At 49.0% G+C, this 23,872-nt stretch carries 17 protein-coding genes; 5 read left to right on the plus strand and 12 right to left on the minus strand.

The window, feature by feature from the left end; all coding sequences use genetic code 11:
• A partial coding sequence (locus ACCI51_RS00005; RefSeq protein ID WP_371842145.1) for a transposase occupies window positions 1-443 on the minus strand: 443 nt, incomplete at its 3' end.
• 175 nt (window positions 444-618) lie between these two features.
• Here ACCI51_RS00005 and ACCI51_RS00010 point away from each other — a divergent pair.
• Window positions 619-897: a zinc-ribbon domain-containing protein gene (locus ACCI51_RS00010; RefSeq protein WP_371842146.1), complete on the plus strand. Its 279-nt coding sequence runs from the start codon at window positions 619-621 to the stop codon at window positions 895-897.
• A 139-nt stretch (window positions 898-1,036) separates the two neighbouring features.
• On the opposite strand, the gene ACCI51_RS00015 is transcribed toward ACCI51_RS00010, so the two are convergent.
• The 5 genes from ACCI51_RS00015 to purU all read right to left on the minus strand — a co-directional run bounded on the left by ACCI51_RS00015 (window position 1,037) and on the right by purU (window position 7,834).
• The gene (locus ACCI51_RS00015) at window positions 1,037-2,356 is read right to left on the minus strand and encodes a glycosyl hydrolase family 18 protein (RefSeq protein ID WP_371842147.1); all 1,320 of its coding nucleotides are present in this window, start codon (window positions 2,354-2,356) and stop codon (window positions 1,037-1,039) included.
• Window positions 2,357-2,469: 113 nt separating this feature from the next.
• Window positions 2,470-5,268: a TonB-dependent receptor gene (locus ACCI51_RS00020; protein WP_371842148.1), complete on the minus strand. Its 2,799-nt coding sequence runs from the start codon at window positions 5,266-5,268 to the stop codon at window positions 2,470-2,472.
• A gap of 399 nt (window positions 5,269-5,667) precedes the next feature.
• Entirely contained in the window at window positions 5,668-6,399 is a 732-nt protein-coding gene (locus ACCI51_RS00025) for an AraC family transcriptional regulator (RefSeq protein ID WP_371842149.1), read from the minus strand.
• 109 nt (window positions 6,400-6,508) lie between these two features.
• Window positions 6,509-6,931 (minus strand): hypothetical protein, encoded by a 423-nt coding sequence (locus ACCI51_RS00030; RefSeq protein ID WP_371842150.1) that lies wholly within the window; start codon window positions 6,929-6,931, stop codon window positions 6,509-6,511.
• Window positions 6,932-6,997: 66 nt separating this feature from the next.
• The gene (purU, locus tag ACCI51_RS00035; RefSeq protein ID WP_299585323.1) at window positions 6,998-7,834 is read right to left on the minus strand and encodes a formyltetrahydrofolate deformylase; all 837 of its coding nucleotides are present in this window, start codon (window positions 7,832-7,834) and stop codon (window positions 6,998-7,000) included.
• An 83-nt stretch (window positions 7,835-7,917) separates the two neighbouring features.
• Between purU and pepQ the strand changes: the two genes are divergently transcribed.
• Window positions 7,918-9,231: a Xaa-Pro dipeptidase gene (gene pepQ / locus ACCI51_RS00040; protein WP_371842151.1), complete on the plus strand. Its 1,314-nt coding sequence runs from the start codon at window positions 7,918-7,920 to the stop codon at window positions 9,229-9,231.
• Window positions 9,232-9,536: 305 nt separating this feature from the next.
• A complete protein-coding gene (locus tag ACCI51_RS00045; RefSeq protein WP_371842152.1) occupies window positions 9,537-11,588 on the plus strand; it encodes an amidohydrolase family protein in 2,052 nt (683 codons plus the stop codon).
• Between the two features lie 95 nt (window positions 11,589-11,683).
• On the opposite strand, the gene metE is transcribed toward ACCI51_RS00045, so the two are convergent.
• On the minus strand, window positions 11,684-13,918 hold the full coding sequence (gene metE / locus ACCI51_RS00050) for a 5-methyltetrahydropteroyltriglutamate--homocysteine S-methyltransferase (protein ID WP_371842153.1): 2,235 nt from the start codon (window positions 13,916-13,918) through the stop codon (window positions 11,684-11,686).
• 176 nt (window positions 13,919-14,094) lie between these two features.
• Here metE and ACCI51_RS00055 point away from each other — a divergent pair, with 176 nt between their 5' ends.
• Together ACCI51_RS00055 and ACCI51_RS00060 are read left to right on the plus strand one after the other, a co-directional pair.
• Window positions 14,095-15,030, plus strand: a complete 936-nt coding sequence (locus tag ACCI51_RS00055; RefSeq protein ID WP_455363767.1) for a LysR family transcriptional regulator — start codon at window positions 14,095-14,097, stop codon at window positions 15,028-15,030.
• 104 nt (window positions 15,031-15,134) lie between these two features.
• The gene (locus tag ACCI51_RS00060; protein WP_299585333.1) at window positions 15,135-15,674 is read left to right on the plus strand and encodes a cytochrome b; all 540 of its coding nucleotides are present in this window, start codon (window positions 15,135-15,137) and stop codon (window positions 15,672-15,674) included.
• 126 nt (window positions 15,675-15,800) lie between these two features.
• Here ACCI51_RS00060 and ACCI51_RS00065 read toward each other — a convergent pair whose 3' ends face one another.
• From ACCI51_RS00065 to ACCI51_RS00085, 5 genes are all read right to left on the minus strand, one after another.
• Window positions 15,801-17,570 carry a DEAD/DEAH box helicase gene (locus tag ACCI51_RS00065; RefSeq protein WP_371842154.1) on the minus strand — a complete coding sequence of 590 codons (1,770 nt, stop codon included), beginning with the start codon at window positions 17,568-17,570 and terminating at the stop codon, window positions 15,801-15,803.
• A 223-nt stretch (window positions 17,571-17,793) separates the two neighbouring features.
• Entirely contained in the window at window positions 17,794-19,035 is a 1,242-nt protein-coding gene (locus ACCI51_RS00070; RefSeq protein WP_371842155.1) for a capsule biosynthesis protein, read from the minus strand.
• A gap of 679 nt (window positions 19,036-19,714) precedes the next feature.
• Window positions 19,715-20,776, minus strand: coding sequence for a phytanoyl-CoA dioxygenase family protein (locus ACCI51_RS00075; RefSeq protein ID WP_371842156.1), 1,062 nt, complete (start codon window positions 20,774-20,776; stop codon window positions 19,715-19,717).
• Between the two features lie 133 nt (window positions 20,777-20,909).
• Window positions 20,910-22,922 (minus strand): capsular polysaccharide biosynthesis protein, encoded by a 2,013-nt coding sequence (locus tag ACCI51_RS00080; protein ID WP_371842157.1) that lies wholly within the window; start codon window positions 22,920-22,922, stop codon window positions 20,910-20,912.
• 29 nt (window positions 22,923-22,951) lie between these two features.
• Window positions 22,952-23,872 (minus strand): glycosyltransferase family protein, encoded by a 921-nt coding sequence (locus ACCI51_RS00085; RefSeq protein ID WP_371842158.1) that lies wholly within the window; start codon window positions 23,870-23,872, stop codon window positions 22,952-22,954.

Here is a 23,872-nt window from a genome sequence, read left to right on the forward strand (position 1 = left end):
TCTATGCGCTCTGGAATAAGCTTTACGCCGGCCTCAGAACTTGCCCGTTTACGATAAGGTTTGCCTTTCCTTGGCAGACGTGACCTCCAGTTAAGTCGACGGATCCAGCGGTAAATTGTTGAACAGCTAACTGCTTTCGTACACCGTTCAAGCCGCATTCGCCCAGCGATTTGTTCAGGGCTTGCATTTTTTAGCTGGAGGTCGATTTGTACCTGCATGGCAAAGTCGAGCTTGGTGTGCTTAAGAGCTCCGTGCCGCCGTTGCAGTGCCTGACGATGGGCACTCTCGGCACAGTAGGGGCTGCAACGACCAAGCTCGCGAGAGATGGTCTTATTGGCTCTATGGAGGCGTTGTGCAATGGTTCGAGCTGAATAGCTCTGCCCATTAAGGGCCTCAATCTGGTATCGTTCTTTTAAGGTCAGCTGGTTGGTATGGGTTCCCATGAGGTTCCTGGCTTGTTTGTGTGGAAGCTTACTAGCCTACAGCCAGCTGGCCTCTCTCGCTATTGCCAAGTGTGTCGGTTGTTATGGGAATCTAGGGTTAAATAAGGGAAAGATCCTTGATCAATTCAGTGGCCCCATTCCCAACTGGGCTATTGCGGTAGATAGGGCAGCTATTGTGCACCACTCTTACTACATTGACATTCCACTCTACTACTTGGATCGAGAATTCCAATGTAAAGATTGTGGCTCAGATGAAGTATGGACGGCCAAGCAACAAAAATGGTGGTATGAAATCGCCAAGGGCGACTTTGAGACCTCTGCGGTTCACTGCCGTCCCTGTAGGAAAAAGAGAAACCAATCGAAGGCAGAGCAGAAAGCTCATATGGAAGCAATGGCAAAGAAAAATCCACACCCCAATGAGGCCTTTTTTAAAAAGGGCTTTATTAAAGAATAGTACAGGTGCATCCAGTAAGAACCAGAAATCACTCCTTAGGAACCGAGTATAAGGATTGTATTTCGGAGTGTTTACTATCCACTCCGAAATAGATTTACTACAGAGAATTAACTAAATTACATCTATCAATATTTTTGAACTACTTAAGACAATTAGGAAGCGCTGAAGTACCTGGCCATATTGTAGAAAGGTAGCTGCTCGAATCTTTAGTCATATTAAATATCATAGTGCCGCCACCCAGGTTATTATTTTCATTACAGGAAGCTAACGCACTTGCAGCGGAAGCACTATTCAATACAGTAGAAGCGCCAACACCCAACTTAGATCTATCGACCCCCAAGTTTAAGTACTTCTGAACTCGAGAGGTGCAGCTTGAGCCCAACCAATAGCTCATCTCCCAGCCATAAGTTAGTTGATCGCCCAGCTTCTTGCCATTCCATTCAGCCTGAAAAGCATCGGTATCACTCCAAAGTGCTTTGGAAATGATTTTATTCGGCATTTTCTCTCGTAATACACTAGTCACTTTTACCAGGGAGTCAGAATAGGTTTGACTGCACTGTGAGTACTCATCATCAATATCAATACCATCCAGCCCATATTGATCGACTGCATCTTTCAACTGCTGAGCAAAGCCTTCTGTGGATTGCTCATCGGCAAAACAAGACCAACCAGCATTTTGATGATTTCCGAGAACGCTGAGTACCACTTTCGTACCCTTGGCCTGCAAATCTTGCACCGTACTCAAATTGTTATTGAGTAAGTCTGAAACTTGGTCATTAAAATGTAGAACAGCTTTCTGGCCATCGTAATTAATATTTGCCGCGAAGATCACAGCTATATCAAATAACTGGCTGCCATCACTCCCTGTAAAGCAGCCTGCATTGCCCAGGTTATTACTATTAACCTCTACGTAAGCAACTTTGGGAGCGGATCCACTTTCCTGAGGAGTATCAGATTTACACAGTGTTGAGCCCAGCTCACGGATTTCATTCTTGCGTGAACCACACCGATACCCACTGCCATCCATGGAGGCATTATCGGCAAGGTTTGCAATTTCCCAGTCTCCCAGAACAGAGCACAGCTCATCTTTATAAATTTGTGCCTCAAGATAGGTAACTGGGCCGGCATCCGACGAACAACTGCTTCCACTGACAACATGTGGTGCTGAAGGTTCAGACTTACATAATGTCTTGGACATTTGGCGACTTTCATTATCCGTCAATTGGCAATTGTCCCCCAGGCGCTCTATTGAGGCCCCTCCAGATAGACCGGCCAGATCACCGCTATTGACAAGATCACAAAACTCATCAGGATAATTAAGCACTTCAGAATACCCTACTGTTGTAGAGTCCGAGGGACATACGTCTGAATTGACTACTTCAATATCCGCATATGCACCAGCTTGTAATAGAAAGGTGGCACAAGCAGCTAGCATTGCTCTACGTGTCGGTTGCTTCATATCTATGCTCATTTCTTATTATGTAGTTATATGAATTTTATAATCTAACAACTATAGTCAAAAAAATGGTGTAGAGCTTACGCTCTACACCCAACACTACGATCAACGAGGTGTTAGAATTTATAGTTTGCGCCAATATACAATCGGCGCCCAGAATAGTTGTTGTATGTCATCCGATTTTCCTGTTTCCAATATCCCTCAGCCACTTCTTCAGTTAAATTGATAATAGAGGCAGAGATATTAAAGTTATCAGTGAAGGTATAAGTTGCATTCAGATCCAACTGTCCGTAGTCCTTATCGTATACCGCATACCCACGATGTAAACTTGTAACCCTGTCATCCACCCAATTATAGGAGGCACGAACACCGAAATTTTCATTCTCATAAAATGCAGATAAATTATATTGGTGTCTCGCGGTACCAGGTATCTCAGCTTCGATTGACTCATTAGCTAGGATGATGGTGGAAGTGCCGGTATCGGTAAATGTATAGTTGGCCATAAGACCGAAGCCACTTTCGAAAGCATGCTGGGCAAACAACTCCACCCCACTAGAAGTTGCGTTTCCTCCCCCTATCTGCCCCTTCATTTCCACTTCAATAGGGCCATTACAACAATCGTGCTCACGCTCAACAATTTCAGTTACTTGGATTGGCAGATTGTCGATATCTTTGTCAAATAAAGTTACACCCAATGCAGAACCATCGGCGTAATACCACTCTAGGCCAAGGTCGAACTGCTTGGAGATCATTGCCGCCAGATCCGTATTCGCAAAGAAGCCACTTCCTCGCCCCGTCCACTCATCCGGAGAAACAATATGCACTGGTGGACCATAAGTTTCAGCCTGCCCCAGATAAGCGTAACTCACCCTTGACATGGCTTTAGAGGCTGTAAATCGTATTACCAGATCACCAGTTAAATCCCAAGCAACATTCAAACTTGGCAGAAATTCTTTTGTGGTATTGCTGCGTGAGTTAGCAATAATTTCATCCGATTCCATTCCGGTAATATCATCATACGTTTCCGTAGATAATTTTGTGCTGACATAGCGAACCCCCAAGTTTCCGCGGAAGTCTCGCCATATAAAATCTGCTTGGGCATAGGTTGAGAATATTTCCTCATCAATTGTATAGGTGCCAGATAGTACTGGCATAACAGTGAGGTTGAAGTTTCCACGCACATAGTCCATCAAGGCATCGGTATCAAATGCCAGGAAATCAATTGCACCTGTATTACCAGCACTATTATCAACTACCTTATCACTAATTAAAGTTGAAGTATCTGGATGGTAATCAGGATTGTGGAACCATTGATCGCCAGATAACCAACCCCGGTAACCGCCATTATCATCAGTCTCGTCATCCCAGCGATAGATATCTCTATAGGATCTAGCCTCATGATCCCGATACTTTGTACCCACATAAAACTTATTAACAATTCCCCAGTTAGTATCAAATGCCAAATCTAGCTGATAGTAACTCTCTTCATCGCTATTTTCCGTAGCATCTGAGCCAAACCAGTCATAATAGGGATAAGCTTCAGTATCTTTAGTGAGATCTGTGGAAACTTCATAACTCGGCTTACCATCTGCAATTGACCAAAGCCAGCTATCCACGGAACCATAACGAGCATCCATATTAGCGTATGTGAGTTCAGAAGTTCCTCCCTCAGCTTCTGTATGCCCAACATTTATAGCCGCGGTATAAAAATCCCCCTCATAGATAACTTCAAAATCATAAGTATTAGATTCCGATTCACCCTTGCGGGTATAGCCTGTCAGCTGAGGAGACATCAAACCACGGTATACGTCTACACCGCCATTTACATCTCCATCGCCCCAGTTATTTTCATTAAGGTCGCCATTGTCATTAAAACCATAGGTGACGACTGTATCTCCATCCACTTCAATGCCATAGTATGCATCGTCATGATCATTCCATTCCGCAAATGTCAGGCTTTGAGTATTAGTGTCATAACCAAGCTTGGAGCCGAAATAAGCAAAACCAAACTCCAGGCGTTCAGTGGGGCGCCACTGTGCGGCAAGCTGGTATCCATCACGGGTTCGGTCTTCCTTAGAGTTGTGAATACTTACCTGCGTGGGCGCCCAAACATCGTTGAAAACTTCTTCTGTGGTCTGATCAACAAGAGCTGGCAAATCTGCATTTTCATCCGTATCTGAGTGTAAACGCCAGCCACTTGCATAATTGGTAACTCCGGTTACGCCACGGTCCTGACTGGTATACCCCACTAAAACACCAAAAGTATCGCTCTCATTTTTCCAGGAGTAGAAAGCATTATATTGTGGGTCCCACTCTTCGGTAGTATCTGAATAAGTCGCCTCTGTGGTGATTACACCTTGTCCAGCATCAAGATCAAGAGGTTTGTGGCTATGTAGGATAACGGTACCACCGACACCACCTTCATCAATTCTTGCCTCGGGGCTTTTATAAACCTCTGCCCTGCTGATCATACTGGAGGGAAGCAATAAGTAGTTAAAATTTCTAGAGGGGGCTCCGCTACCGGAAGTGGCAATGTAATTTCCATTTAACTGGGTAAGAGTCCACTCTGAGCTAGTTCCTCGAATACTAACCGTGCTACCTTCACCACCACTGCGATCGATAGTGACACCTGGCACACGCTGGAGAGAATCAGCTACATTCTTGTCGGGGAACTTACCAATATCTTCTGCAGTAATAGCATCTACTACAGCAAGGGAATCCCGTTTGATTTCAAGGTTTCTGGTAGCACTCTCAAGAATTCCAATGACTTGAACTTCTTCAATCCTCTCATCAGAATCGGAAGTATCTTCCGCGATCGCCATGCTACTTACGACCAGCGTGATAGCTGCAACCATAGACTTCTGCGTGAAACCTCTCCTCCAGGTATTAACCATTTCTCGGCTATTTTTCTTCATTATTTTCATAGCATCCCAACTTTGTTTTCTTTCTCTCACTGGTTCAAAAATTGCCAGCCCTCTTTGGGAGGCTGGCGTAAAACTGTCACGGGATCCTAAACCCCAAAAGACAGTTCATTTGTTGAGCACTAAAACCCTAAAAAAAAAACCTGTTGAAGAGGTAATCAATACTGGGATACTAATGAAACAAAATCGGCGCTTTAGATTTTTAAGAAAAAAAAGCAGTCACAGACAACCAAAAATGAATCGGCTAACTCCCTGCTTTAGGCATAAAATCCTAAGTCAAACTTGGAGCTAGAATTTTCGGAAATGAATGAAATGGGCGACTGTCAACTCATCGATTGAAGTTAACGTAGCAATCTCTCTAAAGTTTCTGAGGAAAATCAGCTTGATCGATCTTTATATATTGGACTGAACTTCACTGCGATAATTTGCTGGAAGCTGTCCAAACATGCCTTTGAAGTGTCTACTAAAGTAACTATGAGATGTAAAGCCAACCCGATAAGCAATTTCAGATATTGGGCTTTGTGTTTCCACTAACATACGACGAGAGTTCTCTAATCTGACTTCCCGAACGAATTGCATGGGTGTTTTATCCAGATATTTTTTGAAACGCCGCTCTAATGCACTAACCGATAAACTCGCAGCCTCTGCCAAATCTTCAACCGCAATTGGTTGGCTATAGTTATTTTTTATGTATTCAACTGGCCTTTTAAGTTTATCCATTCTAGAGAGAGCCTTAACCGTCTCTTTAAGGTCTCGAGCTACGCCATAGGTTCCTATGATTTCTCCATTGGTACTTTTTAATGGTCGCTTTGATGTCGTAAACCAAACTAACTCGCCTGTTTTACCAATATTCAATTCCAGCCGATCTGTAATCGTCTCTCCCGATATCACCCTTTTGTCATCACGCATATAGTTTTTTGCGAGATAAGAAGGGGAGAAGTCCATATCTGAACGGCCAACCACCTGATGTAATGACCTACATCCGACATGCTCAATAAATTCCCGGTTACAATGCACCACATAGCCGGATTCATCTTTTATCCAGAAAATAATATCTGATATAAGATCAAACACCGCAATGATCTGCTGCGTGGTGACCTGCTCCAAGACTGATTTATACTTCATTATTCTTATTTACATTTTGTATAAAACTGGAATTTAGCTGAGCCTACTGACTAACCTCTTAAAAATTAACAAACTCAATAAGTTTTTTCTAATCAAAACACTAAAAAAATCAAAATGCCCCCTCTCTACACTCGCCTCGCACTTCCCCTCCATATGGGGAGATGATTCGCTCAATTTCAAAATAACCACGCTCGCAGAAACCGGTTTTTATCAACTTCTGCTCCAGAGCCCAGTCAAAGTAAGCTTCTACCCGGCGACTCGAAGGACCACCGCTACCCATGGGGCCTCGTCTCTGCATTTGGCTCTGCGAACTTGAGCTGGCCACTATCGGCGTAGGAATATCACGCCGTTCCCTCTTAAGCGTAAAAGTAAAGCGCTTAGCGCCATTGGGGGCGATTTCGGTCTCGAAAGACTCCTGCATTCCAGGTATAGGGCTATTGCTAGCACAACCCGAAAATACCAGAGCAACCGCCAGGCAAGCCACTAGCTGCAGCGGGGGAAATCGATCATTTAGTTTATTCGCATTCAGCACGGCAAGCTCCCTCAGCTTATTTTTGCTTTTTCGTACAAGGCTTTTAGCCTCCTCATATTCTATTTATTACTTGAATACTACGGTTTTATTGCCGTGGATAAATACCCGTTCCTGTAGTACGAGTTGCAGTGCTCTTGTGAGCACCAGCTTTTCCACATCGCGACCCGCATCCGCCATGGACTCCGCCGAATAGGCGTGATCCACATGAATCACATCCTGTTCAATGATCGGCCCCTCATCCAGGTCGTCAGTAACAAAGTGTGCGGTGGCACCAATAATTTTTACCCCGCGCTCATAGGCCTGCTGATAGGGCTTGGCGCCAATAAAAGCCGGCAAGAAGGAGTGGTGAATATTGATAATACGGCCGCTGTAGCGAGCGACAAAATCGGACGTCAGCACCCGCATATACTTGGCTAACACCAGATAATCCGGAGTGTACTTATCCACCAGGGTCGCCACTTTTTGCTCATGCTCAAAGCGCTCAAGGCCTTGCGCAGATACGCAGTGGTAGGGAATGTCAAATTTCTCAACCAGCCCACCCAGGTCCGGGTGATTGCCAATCACTGCGGCGATCTCCACATCCATAGCGCCGGAGTAGCACTTCATCAAGATATCTCCAAGGCAATGGGGCTCCCTCGTTACCATCAACACCAGGCGCTTGCGCTCGGCCGAGACCAGGCGCCGTTCCGCCCCCTGAGGCAGGGCCATATCCAAGTCTTCGAGAAAGGTGGCATCGTTAAAGATACCCTCGAGGGCAGTGCGCATAAAAAAGCGGCCCTCGACGCGGTCCACGAACTCATCATTCTTGATAATATTGAGCTGGTGCTTGTAGCAAATATTGGTAATCTTCGCGATCAGGCCCTTATCATCGGGGCAGTCGGTCAGCAGTATCTTCTTTTCCATGGTCGAATTTCAGGCCAAATATCCAGAGTTCAGACTATACACTATGCCGTCTTATCGATTCAGCGATCCATCCTGGGGAGAACATGGATAACAACCTTTACGCAGATCACATGGCCAGCCTGTGCCGCCGCTACGACGACATTCTCGAACAGAGTGGCTTTGAAACGCTCAATGTATTTAGCGGTGCACCTAGGATGCAATTCCTGGATGACAATCCCTACCCCTTTAAGGTCAATCCTCAGTTCAAGGCCCTGGTACCAATTACCGATAACCCCAACAGTTGGGTGATCTACAAGCGTGGGCAGAAGCCCAAACTGCTGTTCTATCGCCCGGTGGACTTCTGGCATTATGTTCCCCCCGCTCCGCAGACTTTCTGGAGTGCGTTCTACGATATCGAGCTGCTGAGCAAGCCCGCCGATGCACGGGAATTCCTCAGTGCAGACAGGGCGGCCTTTATCGGCGAAACTGAAAGACTACAAGACTGGCCTCTCGGCACCATCAACCCAGAGCCCCTGATCAATCGCCTGCACTGGGCACGCGCTTACAAGACACCCTACGAGGTGGCCTGCCTGCGCGAGGCCAACCGCATAGCGATGGCCGGCCACCGCGCTGCCGAGCAAGCCTTTCGCAGCGGTGCCAGCGAGTTCGAGATCAACCAGGCCTACTTGAGTGCTACCGGCCAGGGCGAGAACACCATGCCGTACGGCAATATCGTGGCCCTCAATGAACACGCGGCGATACTGCACTACACGCACCTCTCCACCCAACGCTTGCCTGGCACAGAGTTAAAAACCTTTCTGATCGATGCTGGGGCCAACTGCAACGGTTATTGCGCAGATATCACCCGCACCTATACCTACGCCGATAGTGAGTTCTCTCAGCTCATTGCGGCGATGGATGAAAAGCAGCTACAGCTGGTCGATGGCCTCAAACCCGGCCAGCCTTACCCGGACCTACACCGTCAGTGCCACCTGAAGGTCGGCGAACTACTGGCTCAATTTGGTATTGTTAAGTCCTCTGCCGAAAGCGCAGTGGAATCGGGTCTTACCCGTCCGTTTATGCCTCATGGCCTGGGTCACTTCCTCGGCTTGCAAGTGCATGATGTGGGCGGCCACCAAAGCAGCCCCGATGGCGGCGCAACACCCCCACCGGAAGAGTATCCCTTCCTGCGTACCAGCCGTACGATTGAAGAGAGTCAGGTATTTACTATTGAGCCGGGACTCTACTTTATCGACAGCCTGCTGGCGGAATTGAAAGCCTCCGATCTTGCCAGTGAAGTGAACTGGGACAAGGTGGAGGAGTTCCGCCCTTACGGTGGTGTGCGTATCGAGGACAACATTGTGGTCGGCGCAGACACGAACATGAACCTGACCCGCAACTGGGAAGCTCAATCCTAACGTTAATGCCCGGGATCTTAGTGCCCAGTCCCTAAGCGCACCCCGCAGCCAGGTAAGGTCATCCACAACCTGGCTGCCGAATTTCTCTTTTTCTTCCAAAAACCTTCCTGCGCCTTAAGACTAAAAAGCACGAATCTACGCGCGATCTACGGCTATAAAAAACCAGCTGCAACGTCTTGCCGCGCCAATTAATCCCTCTACCGATTTTTATCCTTAGATGCCTTAGCCGAAAGCCCCTATCTCTTGCCTAAAAGTACAAAAGCAGCCAATCTCCCCAGCGCAAAAACAACAACAAGGCCCATCTCATGAAGAAATCCAGGCTAGCCACACTCGTCACCGCCGCTGTACTCACAGCGGCTAATTCCACCTATGCAAAATCCATTGAGTATGTGTTCTACGATAAAGAGGGGATCGCCGGCACCGAGGTTATCGAACAAAAAGGTTCTAAAGTTACCGGCGAGCTAAGCCTCGGGTGGAACAACCGCCGTCTCAACCTCAAGGAGAGTTTTACCATTGGCGCGGCCAAGATGCCCGAGCATCTCTACATTGAAGGTATCAGCCCATTTGGCGCTCCGGTCAGTGAAGAATTTACCCTAAAAAATGGTGTGGCTAGCTGGCAGGGTTCCGATGAGCATGGCAGCGCGAAAACTTCCGAAGCGCAATTTTATATTCCTAAAAATACGACCCTGGCCATCCAAACTCAGCTGGTTAAAGCATTGATCGCCGATAAAGACCACAGCATAGGCTTATTGCCCCAAGGGCAGGCGCAGCTGCACAAACTCGACCAATTGACTCTACAGCAGGGCGACGAGAAGAAAACCGTCTACCTCTACGGTGTGAGTGGCCTCGGTTTTACACCGGAATTGGCCTGGCACGATGAAAAAGGCGATCTGTTCGCTGCCGATGAGGGGGGCTGGTTTGCTATTTTGCGCAAGGGTTGGGATAAATCACACTTACAGGAACTAAAAGAGCGGCAGGTGGCCGCTGCCGATAAATACTTGCAAGAAATCGCCGAGAGACACACGCACACCTCGGCCCAGCCGATTCTGATTAGTAATGTCAGCCTGGTGGATGTAGAAGCGGGCAAACTCCTGAATAAACGCCACTTGCTGGTCGAAAACGGCAAGATTAAAAAAATCAGCCGCCGCCCCCTCAAACTCGATAATGCCACTCAAATTGATGCCAAGGGCCACACCCTGATTCCAGGATTGTGGGATATGCACGCACACTTGTCCCCCAACGATGGTGCTTTGAACATGGCTGCGGGCATTATCAATGTGCGCGACATCGGCAATACTCACGAAAATATCACGCGCATCTCCAGTCTATTTGAGTCCGAGAAAATTATTGGTGGCGATCTGTTCCGCGCGGGCTTTATGGACCGTGAAAGTGAAAATGCCATGCGTATGGGAAAAACCGCCGACAGTCTGGAGGAGGCCAAGGAAATTGTTGAGTGGTATGCGGAACGCAACTACCAGCAGATTAAAACCTATAGCTCCATGGAGCCCGAGTGGATTGCCCCCCTGGCTAAGCATATTCATGATAACGGTATGCGTTTATCCGGACATATCCCTGCGTTTATGACGGCAGAGGAAGCAGTGGATGCTGGCTTCGATGAAATCCAGCATATCAATATGCTGTTCTTGAACTTTATGGGCAAGATCGATACCCGCAAGAAACTGCGCTTTACCGAAATCGGGGAACACGCTCACGAGTTGGATTTGGAAAGTAAAGAAGTTGCCGAATTCCTGGATAAACTCGCACAAAAAGGCACTGTCGTGGATGCCACCACGACCGTATTTAGCTCTATGTTGCTGCGCGAGCCAGGCAAAGTAGATCCCGAATTTGCCGATATTGCCAACCACTTGCCGGTCAATATTCAGCGCTCATTTATTGGTGCGGAGTTAGATGTAAAACCCGAACATCGGGATGACTACGACTTATCCGCAGATGCCCTGCTCAAAATGATGCATAAACTGCACGAACACAAAGTCACGATGGTGGCCGGTTCAGACGGGATTCCCGGCTTCACCCTGCTGCGCGAGCTAGAGCTCTACGCCAAATCCGGCATTCCCACCATTGATGTACTGCGCACCGCCACCCTGGTGCCCGCCCAGGTAATGGGGGCCGATAAATACACCGGTAGTATTGCGGTGGGTAAAAATGCAGACCTGGTATTACTGGAGGGCAATCCTCTGGAAGATATCAGCGCGCTGCGCCGCACCGCACTGGTAATCGAAGGTCAGAACCTATACCGCCCAGATGAATTGTACCAAGCACTCGGTATCAAACCATTCCACCCCTCAGTGCCATTTGAATTAAATGGCACCACAACGATTGCAGCGCAAGCCCAATAACAAGAAAAAATAACTGGCAGGAAGTATCAGCTATTTTCCTCCATCAAAAAAACCGGCAATCAATACCATTGCCGGTTTTTTTATTAGGGTAGCGATTAGGCTAATTCGGTGCGCACTGCCCTAGCGGCCTCCACCATATTCAGCAGAGATGATCCCACTTCAGCCCAGCTTCGGGTTTTCAGACCGCAATCTGGATTCACCCAAAGTCGCTGTACCGGCACCACTTCAGCAATTTTCTTCAATCGATCCACCAGCTCCTCGCGTTCCGGCACATTGGGGGAGTGAATATCGTAAACACCCGGTCCTATCTCATTGGGATAATCACCATTCCTATCGGCAAAAGCACTGAGCAGACGCAAGTCAGACCGCGAGGATTCGATAGTAATGACATCTGCATCGAGAGAGACAATCGCTTCCATGATTGCATTGAAATTGCTGTAACACATATGTGTGTGAATCTGAGTTTCCGCTTTTACCTCACTACAGGTATAACGGAAACAGGCCACCGCCCAGGCAAAATAATCCTCATGCTCAGACTCCCGCAAGGGGACTCCTTCGCGCAGTGCCGGCTCATCAATTTGGATAATACCGATGCCCGCCGCTTCCAGGTCTAATACTTCCTCGTGTAGTGCCTGGGCAATCTGCAGGCAGCTTTCACTGCGATGAATATCCTCGCGCGGGAAGGACCAGTTGAGGATAGTAACCGGACCGGTCAACATTCCTTTTACCGGCTTGCTGGTCAGGCTCTGGGCATAGCTGCTCCACTCTACGGTCATCGCTTTGGGTCGAGAAATATCGCCAAAAATAATCGGTGGTTTTACACAACGAGAACCATAACTTTGCACCCAACCATTGCCGGTATGCACAAACCCCTCCAGCTGTTCGCCGAAGTACTCCACCATATCATTGCGTTCCGCTTCACCGTGCACCAGCACATCCAGGCCGAGAATCTCCTGGCGCCGAATCGCCTCGGCAATTTCCGCACGCAGGTGTCCGCGATAATCCGATGCACTGATTTCTCCACTGCGAAACTGTCGACGCACCTTGCGTAACAAGTCTGTTTGCGGAAATGAGCCGATCGTGGTGGTAGGCAGCAGTGGCAATTGCCAACGCTTCTTCTGCACGGCGGCCCGCTCCTGATAGCGCTGCGTGCGCCAGCTATCCTGTAAGCGCTCAGCAATAGAACGGCTTTGCGTAATACCCTCTACGCTAGCTCCAGCCGCTGTAGACTCTCCACACAATAATTGCTGTAACTGAGCCAACTCCTGAAGCTTCTGCCGACTGTAGGCGAGCTTCTGTTTTTGATCGTCCGGCAGTGAAACTTCTGATTCCAGATCCACAGGACTGTGCAACAGTGAACAACTGGCAGACAGCCACAGACGCTCCCCCAGCTGCTCCGCGAGAGGCTTTAAAATGCACTGCCATTTCTCCAAGTCCGCCCGCCACACATTGCGCCCATTCAGAACGCCCGCAGACAGCACCCGGTTTTCATCGGTAAGCTCAACCGCTGCTTGCAACTCCTCCGGCGCGCGTACGCAATCAATATGTACACCGGAAACCGGCAGGGAAAATGCCAGCGGCAAGTTTTCACGCAGGGGAGAGAAATAAGTGGCCAGCAGTAACTTCATGCCTGCGCCCGCATGCGCAATCTGTTGATAAGCGCGATCAAATGCATTCCGCCACTCATCCGGCAGGTCCAAGCCCAGTATCGGCTCATCCACCTGTACCCAATCCACATTCTGTTCCGCCAGCTGTGAAAATAGCTCTGTATAACAGGGCAAAATTTCTGGAAGCAGCTCTAGGGCATTGTCGACCCCCCGCCCCAACCACAGATAAGTGAGCGGTCCGATAACCACTGGCTTGGCAGCATACCCCTGGGACTGAGCTTCGCGCACTTCATCCAGTAGCCACGTACTATCCAGGGAAAATTCCTGATCGATGGAAAACTCCGGCACCAAATAGTGGTAATTCGTATCGAACCACTTGGTCATAGCATTCGCCGCTACCGGCTGACCCGATGGCGCGCGCCCGCGGGCTTGGCGGAAATACTGATCCAGCGTGTTGTCTGCCGCACCTTCGACAAAGCGCTGACCGAGCACACCAAACATCTGCGAGTGGTTGAGCACCTGGTCATACCAGGCAAAATCCCCCACGGTCACGAAATTCAGTCCAGCCTCGCTCTGCGCCTGCCAATTCTCCCGACGGATCTCTGCCCCCACCCGCAACAGTTGCTGTTGGGGAATTTCACCGAGCCAATAAGCTTCCTGAGCTTTTTTCAGCTCTCGAGCAGCGCCGATACGCGGGTAACCAAGGATATGTGTTTGCACCATTTCTGCGTTTCCAAGTCCGTTCCTGTGAGAGGGGATGGCCCCTTTGATTCTTGCACTCGCCGGCAGTGACCTCTCCTAAACGGGTATCAGCACTTGCGAAGCTTCGGACTTGATTGTGTGCCGGCCATGTTATTCAATCAATTTCATATTTTTTGTTTTAAACATGAATAATATTAATGATGATTGAAATACGCCATCTGCGGGCCCTCTCAGTTTTACGTGAAACTGGCAGTCTGGTGCGCGCTGCCGAGTGCCTGCACCTGACCCAGTCGGCGCTATCTCACTTATTCCGGGAGATGGAGGAACGCCACGGCCTGCCGTTATTTGTACGCAAATCCCGCCCCTTGCGCTTTACCAGTGCGGGCTTGCGCCTGCTGCAGCTCGCCGATGACCTCCTGCCCCGCGTAGCCCTAGCCCAACGGGATCTGGCCCGGCTGGCATCCGGACAGTCGGGACGTTTGAATATCGCGATCGAATGCCATAGCTGTTACCAATGGCTGATGCCTACGTTAAATACCTATCGCGACGACTGGCCCGAGGTAGAGCTGGACCTGTGCAGCGGCTTTCACTTTGCACCGCTGCCAGCACTCACCCGGGGAGACCTGGACCTAGTGGTCACCTCCAACCCGGACCGGGAACTGAAAGGCATTCACTACCTGCCACTCTTCAGCTTTGAGATGTGCCTGGCACTCAGCCGCAAGCACCCGTTGATACAAAGTAGCGCTAAGCGCCGCTGGGTCAGCGCGGAGGAACTGGCCGGAGAAGTACAGATTACTTACCCAGTGGAACGGGAGCGTCTGGATATTTTCCAGAACTTCCTCGAGCCCGCCGGAGTCGAACCCGCAGATGTGCGCACGGCAGAATTGACGGTTATGATGGTGCAGCTTGTCGCCAGCGGCCGCGGTGTCTGCGCACTGCCCAACTGGGCCCTGCACGAGTACCTGCAAAAGGGATTTGTGGCGCAACTGCGCCTGGGAGAAAAGGGTCTGTGGAGTACTCTCTATGCCGCGGTACGTGAAGAAATGCTGGAGCAGGCTTATGTGGCCGATTTCCTGCAAACCGCACGGGATACCTGCTTTACCCACCTAAACGGTATTCGCACGGCAAGCTGAATTGGCCAAAAACGACTTGGGCCAAGTAGAAATAACCGGAGCGGATGCCTACATCCGCCACCAAAAATAGCCCAAAGCGGGCACAGCTTTACAGGAGATTATTTATGTCCACAACTCGCGATCACTGGAATTCAGTGAGTAAGGGCCTGCACTGGCTATTTGTACTTCTGCTACTAGCCGTATGGGGCGCTGTAGAACTGCACGAGTTCTTTGAACGCGGCGACCCTATGCGTGGCTGGTTTATGCGCCTGCACTTCTCCCTCGGAGTGGCGGTACTAATGCTGTTAACAATCCGCCTATATTGGCGCGCGCGCCACAAGCGCCCACAGCTCCAGGGCAGCTCCTGGCAAAAAGCGCTGTCCAGCCTAACCCACGGCGCCCTTTACTTAGTCCTACTGGCGATGCCCGTTTCCGGTATTGCCATGCGCCAATTGTTCGGCAGGGATACGGAATTTTTCGGCCTCTTCGCCATGCCCCGCCTGCTTGCGGAAAATTCCGACCTGGGCAAACAGCTCGCCTTTCTACATAAGGATGTACTGTGGCCGGCCCTGCTGATTCTCGTGGGGCTGCATATCGCCGCCGCCCTGTGGCACCACTTTATTATGCGCGACAGCACTCTGACCCGCATGCTGCCGCAGCGCTAGAGACTAGGAAACTTAGGGGCGGAATGCCAGAAAGTGAAAAGGTGAACTGTGGGAAAACAATAAACCGACCGGTTTACTAAAAAAAACGGCGCAATTTGCGCCGTTTTTTTAGAGCAGGGCAAAGGGTTACTCTCCGCTATTCTCCCGCTTAAACTTCGGCTTACCTTTGGGCTTTCCCTTTGGCTTGCCTTTGGGCTTCGCTTTGGCGTTTGTCGCCGCTTCATCGAAACGGGCAATTTTCATCGGTCTCCCGGCCACCCGCACTTTTTTCAGGTGTTGGAATATCTCCTTGGGCATGCCTTCCGGGAGGTCCACCGTAGTGAAATCCGGATAAATCTCGATACGACCGATATAGGAGCTATCCAGGTCCACCTCATTGGCAATGGCACCGACAATACCACCCGGACGCACACCGTGCTCCCGCCCAACCTCGATACGATAACGCTGCAGGCCCTCATCGGGTGGCGGCATTTTATGGTCTTTTTCGAAGCTATCTCTCTTGCGACGGCGGCCTTCAAACTCATCGTCCCGCTCTCGCCTCTCCCTTTCCTTGCGCGGCTTGGACTCCTGCTCTTTGATCAGTAGAGGTTGGTCACCCTGGGCCATAGAGGCCAGAGCTGCAGCGACATCCAGGGGATCCACTTCATTCTGGGCAAGGAATTCTTCTACCAGCAAACGGTAGGGGGCCAGGTCGGTCTGGCCTTCCAATGTCGCGGTAATGCGCTCGCGAAAGCGCTGCATCCGTGCACTGTTAACAGCGTCTGCACTGGGCAGCTCAAGTTTCTCGATAGGCTTCTTGGTGGCCTTCTCGATAATACGCAGCATGCGACGCTCGCGCGGTGCCACAAACAAGATGGCGTCGCCCTCACGGCCGGCGCGGCCGGTACGACCAATACGGTGGATGTAGGCTTCGGTATCGTAGGGGATGTCGTAGTTGATTACGTGACTGATCCGTCTCACATCCAGTCCGCGCGCCGCTACATCAGTGGCCACAACGATATCGAGCTTATTTTTCTTGAGCTTGTCGATCACGCCTTCGCGTAAATTTTGCGCCATATCGCCATTCAGGGCAGCACTGGCAAAGCCGCGCGCAGCCAGCTTATCGGCAAGCTCTACCGTGCTGTTTTTGGTGCGCACAAAAATAATAGTGGCATCAACTGGCTCCGCTTCTAGGATACGGGTCAACGCATCCAGCTTGTGCAAGCCGCCTACGGGCCAGTAGCGCTGGCGAATAGTCTCCGCAGTCTCCTGTTTGACACGGATCTTGACCTCAACGGGCTCGCGCAAGTGTTCGCGGGCGATCCGCGCAATTTCTTTCGGCATAGTGGCGGAGAACAGAGCGATCTGGCGCTCTTCGGGAATCTGCTCCAGTACCCACTGAACATCATCAATAAAGCCCATACGGAGCATTTCATCGGCCTCATCCAGCACCAGAGTGCTCAGGTTGGAGAGGTCAAGGGAGCCGCGACGCATATGATCCATCACTCGGCCGGGGGTGCCTACCACCAGCTGCACACCGCGCTTCAGTTGTTGCATCTGGCCGCGGTAGTCCGCGCCACCATAGATTGGGGCCACGTGAAAGCCCTTCAGGTTAGAGGCATATGACTGGCAGGCCTCTGCTACTTGAATAGCCAGTTCACGGGTCGGTGCCAGAACCAAAGCCTGGGGACGGCGGTCTTTCAGGTCTAGCTTGGATAGCAGTGGCAGTGCAAATGCTGCGGTTTTGCCAGTGCCAGTCTGGGCCTGGCCCAGTACATCGCGGTTCTCCAACAGGGAGGGGATTGTCTGTGCCTGAATCGGAGAAGGGGTCTCATAGCCCAGTTTTTCAATGGCGGTGAGGATTTCAGGCGGCAGGCCCAGCTGGTCGAAGCCGGCCGGTTTTGGGGTATCGGTCATTTCGGAATTCACTTGAAGCCTAAGTCCCTGTCGCGGGACTGGAGCGGTGGGTCAAAAGGTCGCGCAGTCTAGCAGGTTAGGCGTCCCAGATCAGCCTATTTTTTAAGCAGGCGCCTCGACGACCCCAGTCCTAAGCAACGCCATTCCTGTCCAGAGACTCTAGAAAAGAAATAATAGCCCAGGGAAATAGCAGTAACAGCCATGAGAGGTGCCAGCCTGCACGCTAGCCTACATCGACCTTTGCCGGCAAAGGCACCGGGGGAATACGGCCTTGAGTGGCGGCCTCCTGTAAATGGGCACAAACCCCGGCGACCGTATTCCCGATATTTCTGGAAAAGCTGCCATCCACCTGGGTACGTTCATACAGGTATGTGCGAAAGCGCCGAAAAAACCCTTTATCCACTGGTTCCGCTTTAACCCAGAAGCTGGAGAGACTCCCCTGGTGCGTCAGGCCTGGCAAGTCGTAGATACAGCGCCCCAGTACCTTGGTGGGAACTCCGTGCAATAGGGCTGAAATACCCACGGTGCTATTGATGGTCACGACTCCCCTAGCGTGATCCAACAAGGTGGGCAGGTGTAAATCGTGACAATACATTACTCGCCCACTGATCTGATAGCGGGCCTCAAGCACGTCAATCAGCTTCTTATAGTGACAAAAACCTCGATCCATTGGATGGTGCTTGATCACCATCATTGTGTCCTGCGGTGCATCCCGAGCGAAGCATTTCAGTGCGATATCAATTGCATTCTCAATAGAGAGCAGGTCGGAGTGTTCACGCAACTGGAAATCATCACGGGTTTGCAGAGGGAACAAAAAGAAACGGCCGCTGAACGCCCGAGTTAATTGGCTCGTAAGCTTGCGTTCGGTGAACTGATAAAGTCCCTTGCGGTAAAGGCTCCTGAGCCAGCAACCGCCTTCATGCAACCAACTGCGATTACGATGATGACGGTAGTGAGGAAACTCAGGCCGGGCAAGGCGCATCGCCAGGTAATAACCAATCGCAAAATACGCCCGGTGCCAAAATGTATGACCAATAGGCAAGCCTGGGGCTCGATTGTTGGGCCGATAATGATCAATTGCCTGCCTGGACCAATCTGTGGTGGAGAAAGCATTGACGCCTCCCCATTCCATAGTCACGAAATCCGGTCGCAAATAGCCTTCTTCAAAAACACAAAATGCGATATCCAAAGATTCACACACTTTCTTGGCAATAGTATGAAAGCGCCGACAATCGCCATAGGCAAAAACCATGTCAACTTGTTGCTCAGAGAGATAGCGATGGAAAAATTTCGCCCAATCAGCTTCACGGCCGGTGAAATCTACTTGATGATCTGCACGGCCGAAAAAGCGATCACCGCCATTGAAATTGATCTTGTGAGTGACCAGACCATGCTGTGAGAGCCTTTTTGCCAACTCGGCAAAGAAAGGCCCATGCGGCCCCTGTAAAAATAGTGCCACAGACATGAATTGGCCTACCCCCGAATCTCAGTAGATGATTGCATTAAAGTTCGACAAATGAACATAAAATATACGATTTTGAATCCACTCAATAGCCATCATAAATAAAAGCTGACTAAGTCATGCCGCTTGGAAAGACCCTGCCCCAACCGAGGTGATATACCAAAAATTACTAGGCTAAGGGCAAATTGTATGAAAGCGGAATAACTATAGACCCTAAGGTAGTCATCCAAGCGCTAACATTCCAACAAGGCTTCTTCGAGCAGGTATATTGATGCCGACTAAGACCGAAAAAGCTATTTTCAAGCATCTGAAAAAAATCCGACAAAATAGCACAGGACTCAGAAAGTAGAGACAGCTATAAAATTGACTCACCAAAAGATAAAAAAGGGACGTTAAAGGATGTTTGATTCTTTATTTTAAAATTCCAACCAACAGATTGCCCCACCCAACTGTACCGGTATTACATCCTAAAGCCCGCCATTTTATGCGATAAAGAAAAATATGCCAGTACAGCCTATTACAGCTCCTCAAACACAGGTCTCAGGCCAACCAGCGCAGCTATGCGCCAGTTAGTCTTCTCCAGCAAGAAGACAACAGCCCTTTTGTATCTACCTTTGAGGAAAAATAGACTAACAGAATTAAGTGATTAGGCCCGCAGCCATTGCATCGAGCCTCCGCAGACTCAAGTATTACTGGAGGATTCTTCACGATCAGTACGATTGAGAGCACCATAATAATTTCTCTGCTCGCCCCCCTTTGTCTTTCGTTGATCAATCCTTATCAGTGCCTTCTTCCAGACCCACTCAAATACGCGCGCCGTTGATTCTGGGAAAGGCGTAAATAAAGGATTAAATGGGTTGTCTCTAGCCTGCATCCACACGGTCATACGATGTGACGGCTTCATGGCTGAACCACGGCAGTGAAACCCGTAAACATTACCAATTAAAAGGGTGTTTTTCGGAACATATAACTTCTTTGCTTCATAACCCATTTCCGTCAAATCTTCCGCACCAACACGAAACGAGCCATCCCAATAACGCCCAGGTGTGCGCTCAGGGCCCCTCCTGCATGACTCCAGGCTCTGCCGGTATTCCCACTTTAGCCGCTTCCATGTGAGTCGATTAGAGCCAGGCACATAGACGTATGGACCATTATTATCCGATGTATCGTCCATATACAGCCAAGCTTTCACACATGGATGGAAGGTATCTGCATGCAAATCCCGTTGCGGATCAGGGCGCGGATTCACATTGGCATGATTACAGAGATTTTCAATATAAAAGAGTGGTGGTCGATTCTTTGACGAGCAATAACGCATCAATCGAGTCAGGCGTTTATTCGAGTATAATCTTTGAAAAAAAGGCGCCTTTTTTCTCTCATTGGAATCCATAAAGATGCGCTGGGTGACGGTAGTACCTTCAATGATTTCCCTGATCGGAGCTTTTAGATTAACTAACTCCCGAGATAAGCCTTCAAATTCACCCGGGGACAGGAAGTCTCTCTTAATCAAATAGCCATTACGAATAAATGCACGGCGATCCACAGAAGAGACAAGTGGCGACAATAGAATTAAGCGAAATCTAAAAAGTAGATGCGCCAGAATAACCCTAGCCACATGTAATCCACATCGATTCAGCAGGTGACTGCCCAATAAAGGGTTATTCTTAAAACTTTTCCCCCAGCTAAACAGCTCCAATATCCACTTTGGAATTTTCCAAGTTAGCCCAACCACTGAACGCCACATAACCGCCTCCCAAAACAGGGGCTAATTCACAGGGGAAACACTAAGTACACCCATGATCGAACTAATGGTTGACCCCTACCTAAAAGGTGGGCACATACAGCCACCATTAAATTATCCCTGCAGAACAAGTCCCTTAATATTTTAAAAAAACATTCCGATACCAGCGATACGCCTTGAACAAAACGCCCCTATTCCGGTTAACTTTGCGATCCATCTGCAGAAGCTCCACAGTGGTTTCCGCATCAATAAACTCGCCAGTACTTGGATCCACATAGACAGGATAAAGAAGTAGAGCACCTGCTATCAACTGATCCAAACTCAAAGTGCGCTGTCGACGAAACCTAAAGGCCTGTAAATCCAGATCGTGGAATTCACGATCAACCAAGAGTGTATCTTCAGAAAGCCCCCACCCGGCATAAAATGGTAATCCATAGGTCACCACTTTAATCCCTCGCAATAATGCCTCAAAACCACAAAGGGAACTCAATGTATGTACTTCATCAACTTTATCCAGCAGTAGGGAAATATCCCCCTGCTCGATTATTGTGTCGTACTGTGATTCTGCCCCTACCGGTAAAGCCCCCGTGCGCGCACCGGTAACAACATCCGGATGGGGTTTATAGATAATATGAGCATTGGGATACTTCGCCCTTACTCGCTGCAACAATGAAAAATTGCTTTTAATCACTGGAGAACCGTAGGCAATGGAGGCATCGCTCTCCACCTGACCAGGAATTAAAATTTTCGACTTATTCTGGGGGAAACACAAATTCATTGGCAGTCCTGACCCACCAACATTGTATTTGGTCACTCTATTAACCACCAACAACTCACGGAGCTTTTTAGCTTTAAACAAAATATCTGGTGAGAAATGCGTGGTACCGAGCAGGACTTCCAGATCGTTAGGGTGCCTCGCATCAAAGTAGATACCTTGAGCATCCAGGACCAGGGAACTAGGCGTTACTAGATCAACACCCAAGCCTACCGAGCGCAAGAAGCCATCCTCAATCCGCCATAATTTAATCTGGGATTCTTCACATTTATCAATTAAAGTTTTAGTAACCCGACTGGCCCAAATTAAAATATTAGTGCCTGAGTTAACTGCGAATATCTTTTTTTCTGATCTGGAAAAATCAATTTTAGCTTTATCTCCTATAAAATCAGGAATAAACCTGCGTTTCCAGGGAGAAAACCCGACACCCAGCCAAAACCCCTGGAAACGTTGCCTCTGCCTCTTTTGCTCTATGATAAGAGCTAATGTATCCTCAAATGCACATTGTCGACCGGTATAAGGGTTAATATAGCGGCAATAACGCAGATATGCCGCGCAGAATATTTCAGTTAAAGTCCGAGATACATTGCGCCGTACAACAGACTGGCGATCCTTTGTCAGTCCCCAGCCAGAATAAAAGGGTACACCAAAGCAATGTACCTCTTTACCCGCAATAAGTGCATCAAAGCCCAGCTGACTGGTAACTACGTAAACCTTGTCAACGCAATCAAAAATCGACCATGGAGAAAGATCCGTTGCAATAATCCTACAGCCGTTTTTCTCTGCGAGAGACTTCAAATACCCAGATTTTTTCCCTGCAACGACATCTGGATGTATTTTTACATAGATCTCGGCCTGCGGATTTTCCTCAATCGCACTCTGTAGCATCTCATGGAAATGGCGCTCGGAAGCCAACCCGGCACTGACCGAAATATCCCCATAGGTCTGGTCCACTACCAGAACCGCTGGAGGATTGCCGGGTATATCCAGAGGGTTATCATCAGAATTATTATATTTACACAAGCGGTGTGTACGTAAGAGATTCAATCCGCTAACTGCCCGACTTAATTCCTCCGCACTAAAATCGCGCTCTCTGATCAGGGTCTCCAAATCGCTTGGTCGCGAGGCATCATAATAGATACCACTGTAATCTACCGCTAAACTATGCGTTTGCGCCCCTTCGACCCCAAGGCCAACAGAGCGCAGAAATCCATCTTCTATAGAAAAATAGGGAAGACCCGCTCGATAAGCGATTCGCTGCGCTTTAACTGCTGTTGCCTTGAGTCCCCAGCCAACCATTTTAACGACAGCTTTACCTGGCCTTGCAGCCACATACTGACATTTACCACCAATAAAACTTTCCAGAAAACGCATTTGCCGGAGGCCTAATGAACAGTGCCCAACTACAAGCATTTTTTTGCCCCATGGAACAGCTTTTCCCGCAAAGCGTCATCACTAGCCAGCTGTAAGATGGCATCCACCCAGACCGATGGCCGCATGGGTAACAAAAGTCCATTCTCCCGATGACGAATCACGCTGCCGTAAATATCACCCTCTGCATAGATACCCACGGCACCCGCCTGAGTGATATCGAAAAACTTGGTGTGCGACCTAGCTCGATTGAAGGGGCTATTTAACAGCGGAGCTAATCCTATAGTCCGCCCAGGCTTTTGTAGCATGGCTAAATAAGTTGGCCATTTCATTGGGTGCAATACTTGCACCCGTGGAATGTTTCGAAAGAGTCGATTTATACTGCCGTCACCGATAATCTCAAAATTCAAGTTCTGGTTTTGCTCGATTACTTGTCGAATGATTGGATATAGCCAGTTAGCATCGTCTAAGTGCGATGCGGAACCATGATAAAAAATAGAAATTGGTTGGTCGGCACTCAAATCTAGTGGTTCTGCCGGTAATAATTTCGGAGACCAATGGCTATATTTATTTTGCAAAAACGGCGTTGAAACCAATAATTGCGCACCAATAGATTTTAACCAACGTTGCTTAGACCAGCTGTAACGCAGTATTTTTGCTTGATATCGGAGAGGCATCCGAGAAAAAGCCGACCAGTCTAATAAATCATCGTCGATAAATATGGATACACCAGACAATTGGTTAAGGTTTTGCTGTACGAGCAATTGCCACTTACGAGGGATATAGCGCACAAAGATGAGCTCAACTCCTTTGAGGTCATTTACCTTGGGCAGATCAGAAAACGTCAAACGTTTAGCACTGACCCCCAGCTTACGTAAGTAAGGGAGAACAAAATAATCTGTAGAAGGATTGGGCCCCTCCTCCACAATCATCCCGCGGTTGATTAATTCCAA

Source organism: Microbulbifer echini (assembly GCF_041447225.1).
GTDB classification, from domain to species: Bacteria; Pseudomonadota; Gammaproteobacteria; order Pseudomonadales; family Cellvibrionaceae; genus Microbulbifer; species Microbulbifer echini.

Coding starts and splice junctions, on each gene's coding strand:
- ACCI51_RS00015 (WP_371842147.1), bottom strand. CDS start 2,356: ATGAAGCAACCGACACGTAGAGCAATGCTAGCTGCTTGTGCCACCTTT.
- ACCI51_RS00055 (WP_455363767.1), top strand. CDS start 14,095: ATGATGATTGAAATACGCCATCTGCGGGCCCTCTCAGTTTTACGTGAA.
- ACCI51_RS00080 (WP_371842157.1), bottom strand. CDS start 22,922: ATGCGTTTTCTGGAAAGTTTTATTGGTGGTAAATGTCAGTATGTGGCT.
- ACCI51_RS00070 (WP_371842155.1), bottom strand. CDS start 19,035: ATGTCTGTGGCACTATTTTTACAGGGGCCGCATGGGCCTTTCTTTGCC.
- ACCI51_RS00060 (WP_299585333.1), top strand. CDS start 15,135: ATGTCCACAACTCGCGATCACTGGAATTCAGTGAGTAAGGGCCTGCAC.
- pepQ (WP_371842151.1), top strand. CDS start 7,918: ATGGATAACAACCTTTACGCAGATCACATGGCCAGCCTGTGCCGCCGC.
- purU (WP_299585323.1), bottom strand. CDS start 7,834: ATGGAAAAGAAGATACTGCTGACCGACTGCCCCGATGATAAGGGCCTG.
- ACCI51_RS00020 (WP_371842148.1), bottom strand. CDS start 5,268: ATGAAGAAAAATAGCCGAGAAATGGTTAATACCTGGAGGAGAGGTTTC.
- ACCI51_RS00075 (WP_371842156.1), bottom strand. CDS start 20,776: ATGTGGCGTTCAGTGGTTGGGCTAACTTGGAAAATTCCAAAGTGGATA.
- ACCI51_RS00065 (WP_371842154.1), bottom strand. CDS start 17,570: ATGACCGATACCCCAAAACCGGCCGGCTTCGACCAGCTGGGCCTGCCG.
- metE (WP_371842153.1), bottom strand. CDS start 13,918: ATGGTGCAAACACATATCCTTGGTTACCCGCGTATCGGCGCTGCTCGA.
- ACCI51_RS00045 (WP_371842152.1), top strand. CDS start 9,537: ATGAAGAAATCCAGGCTAGCCACACTCGTCACCGCCGCTGTACTCACA.
- ACCI51_RS00025 (WP_371842149.1), bottom strand. CDS start 6,399: ATGAAGTATAAATCAGTCTTGGAGCAGGTCACCACGCAGCAGATCATT.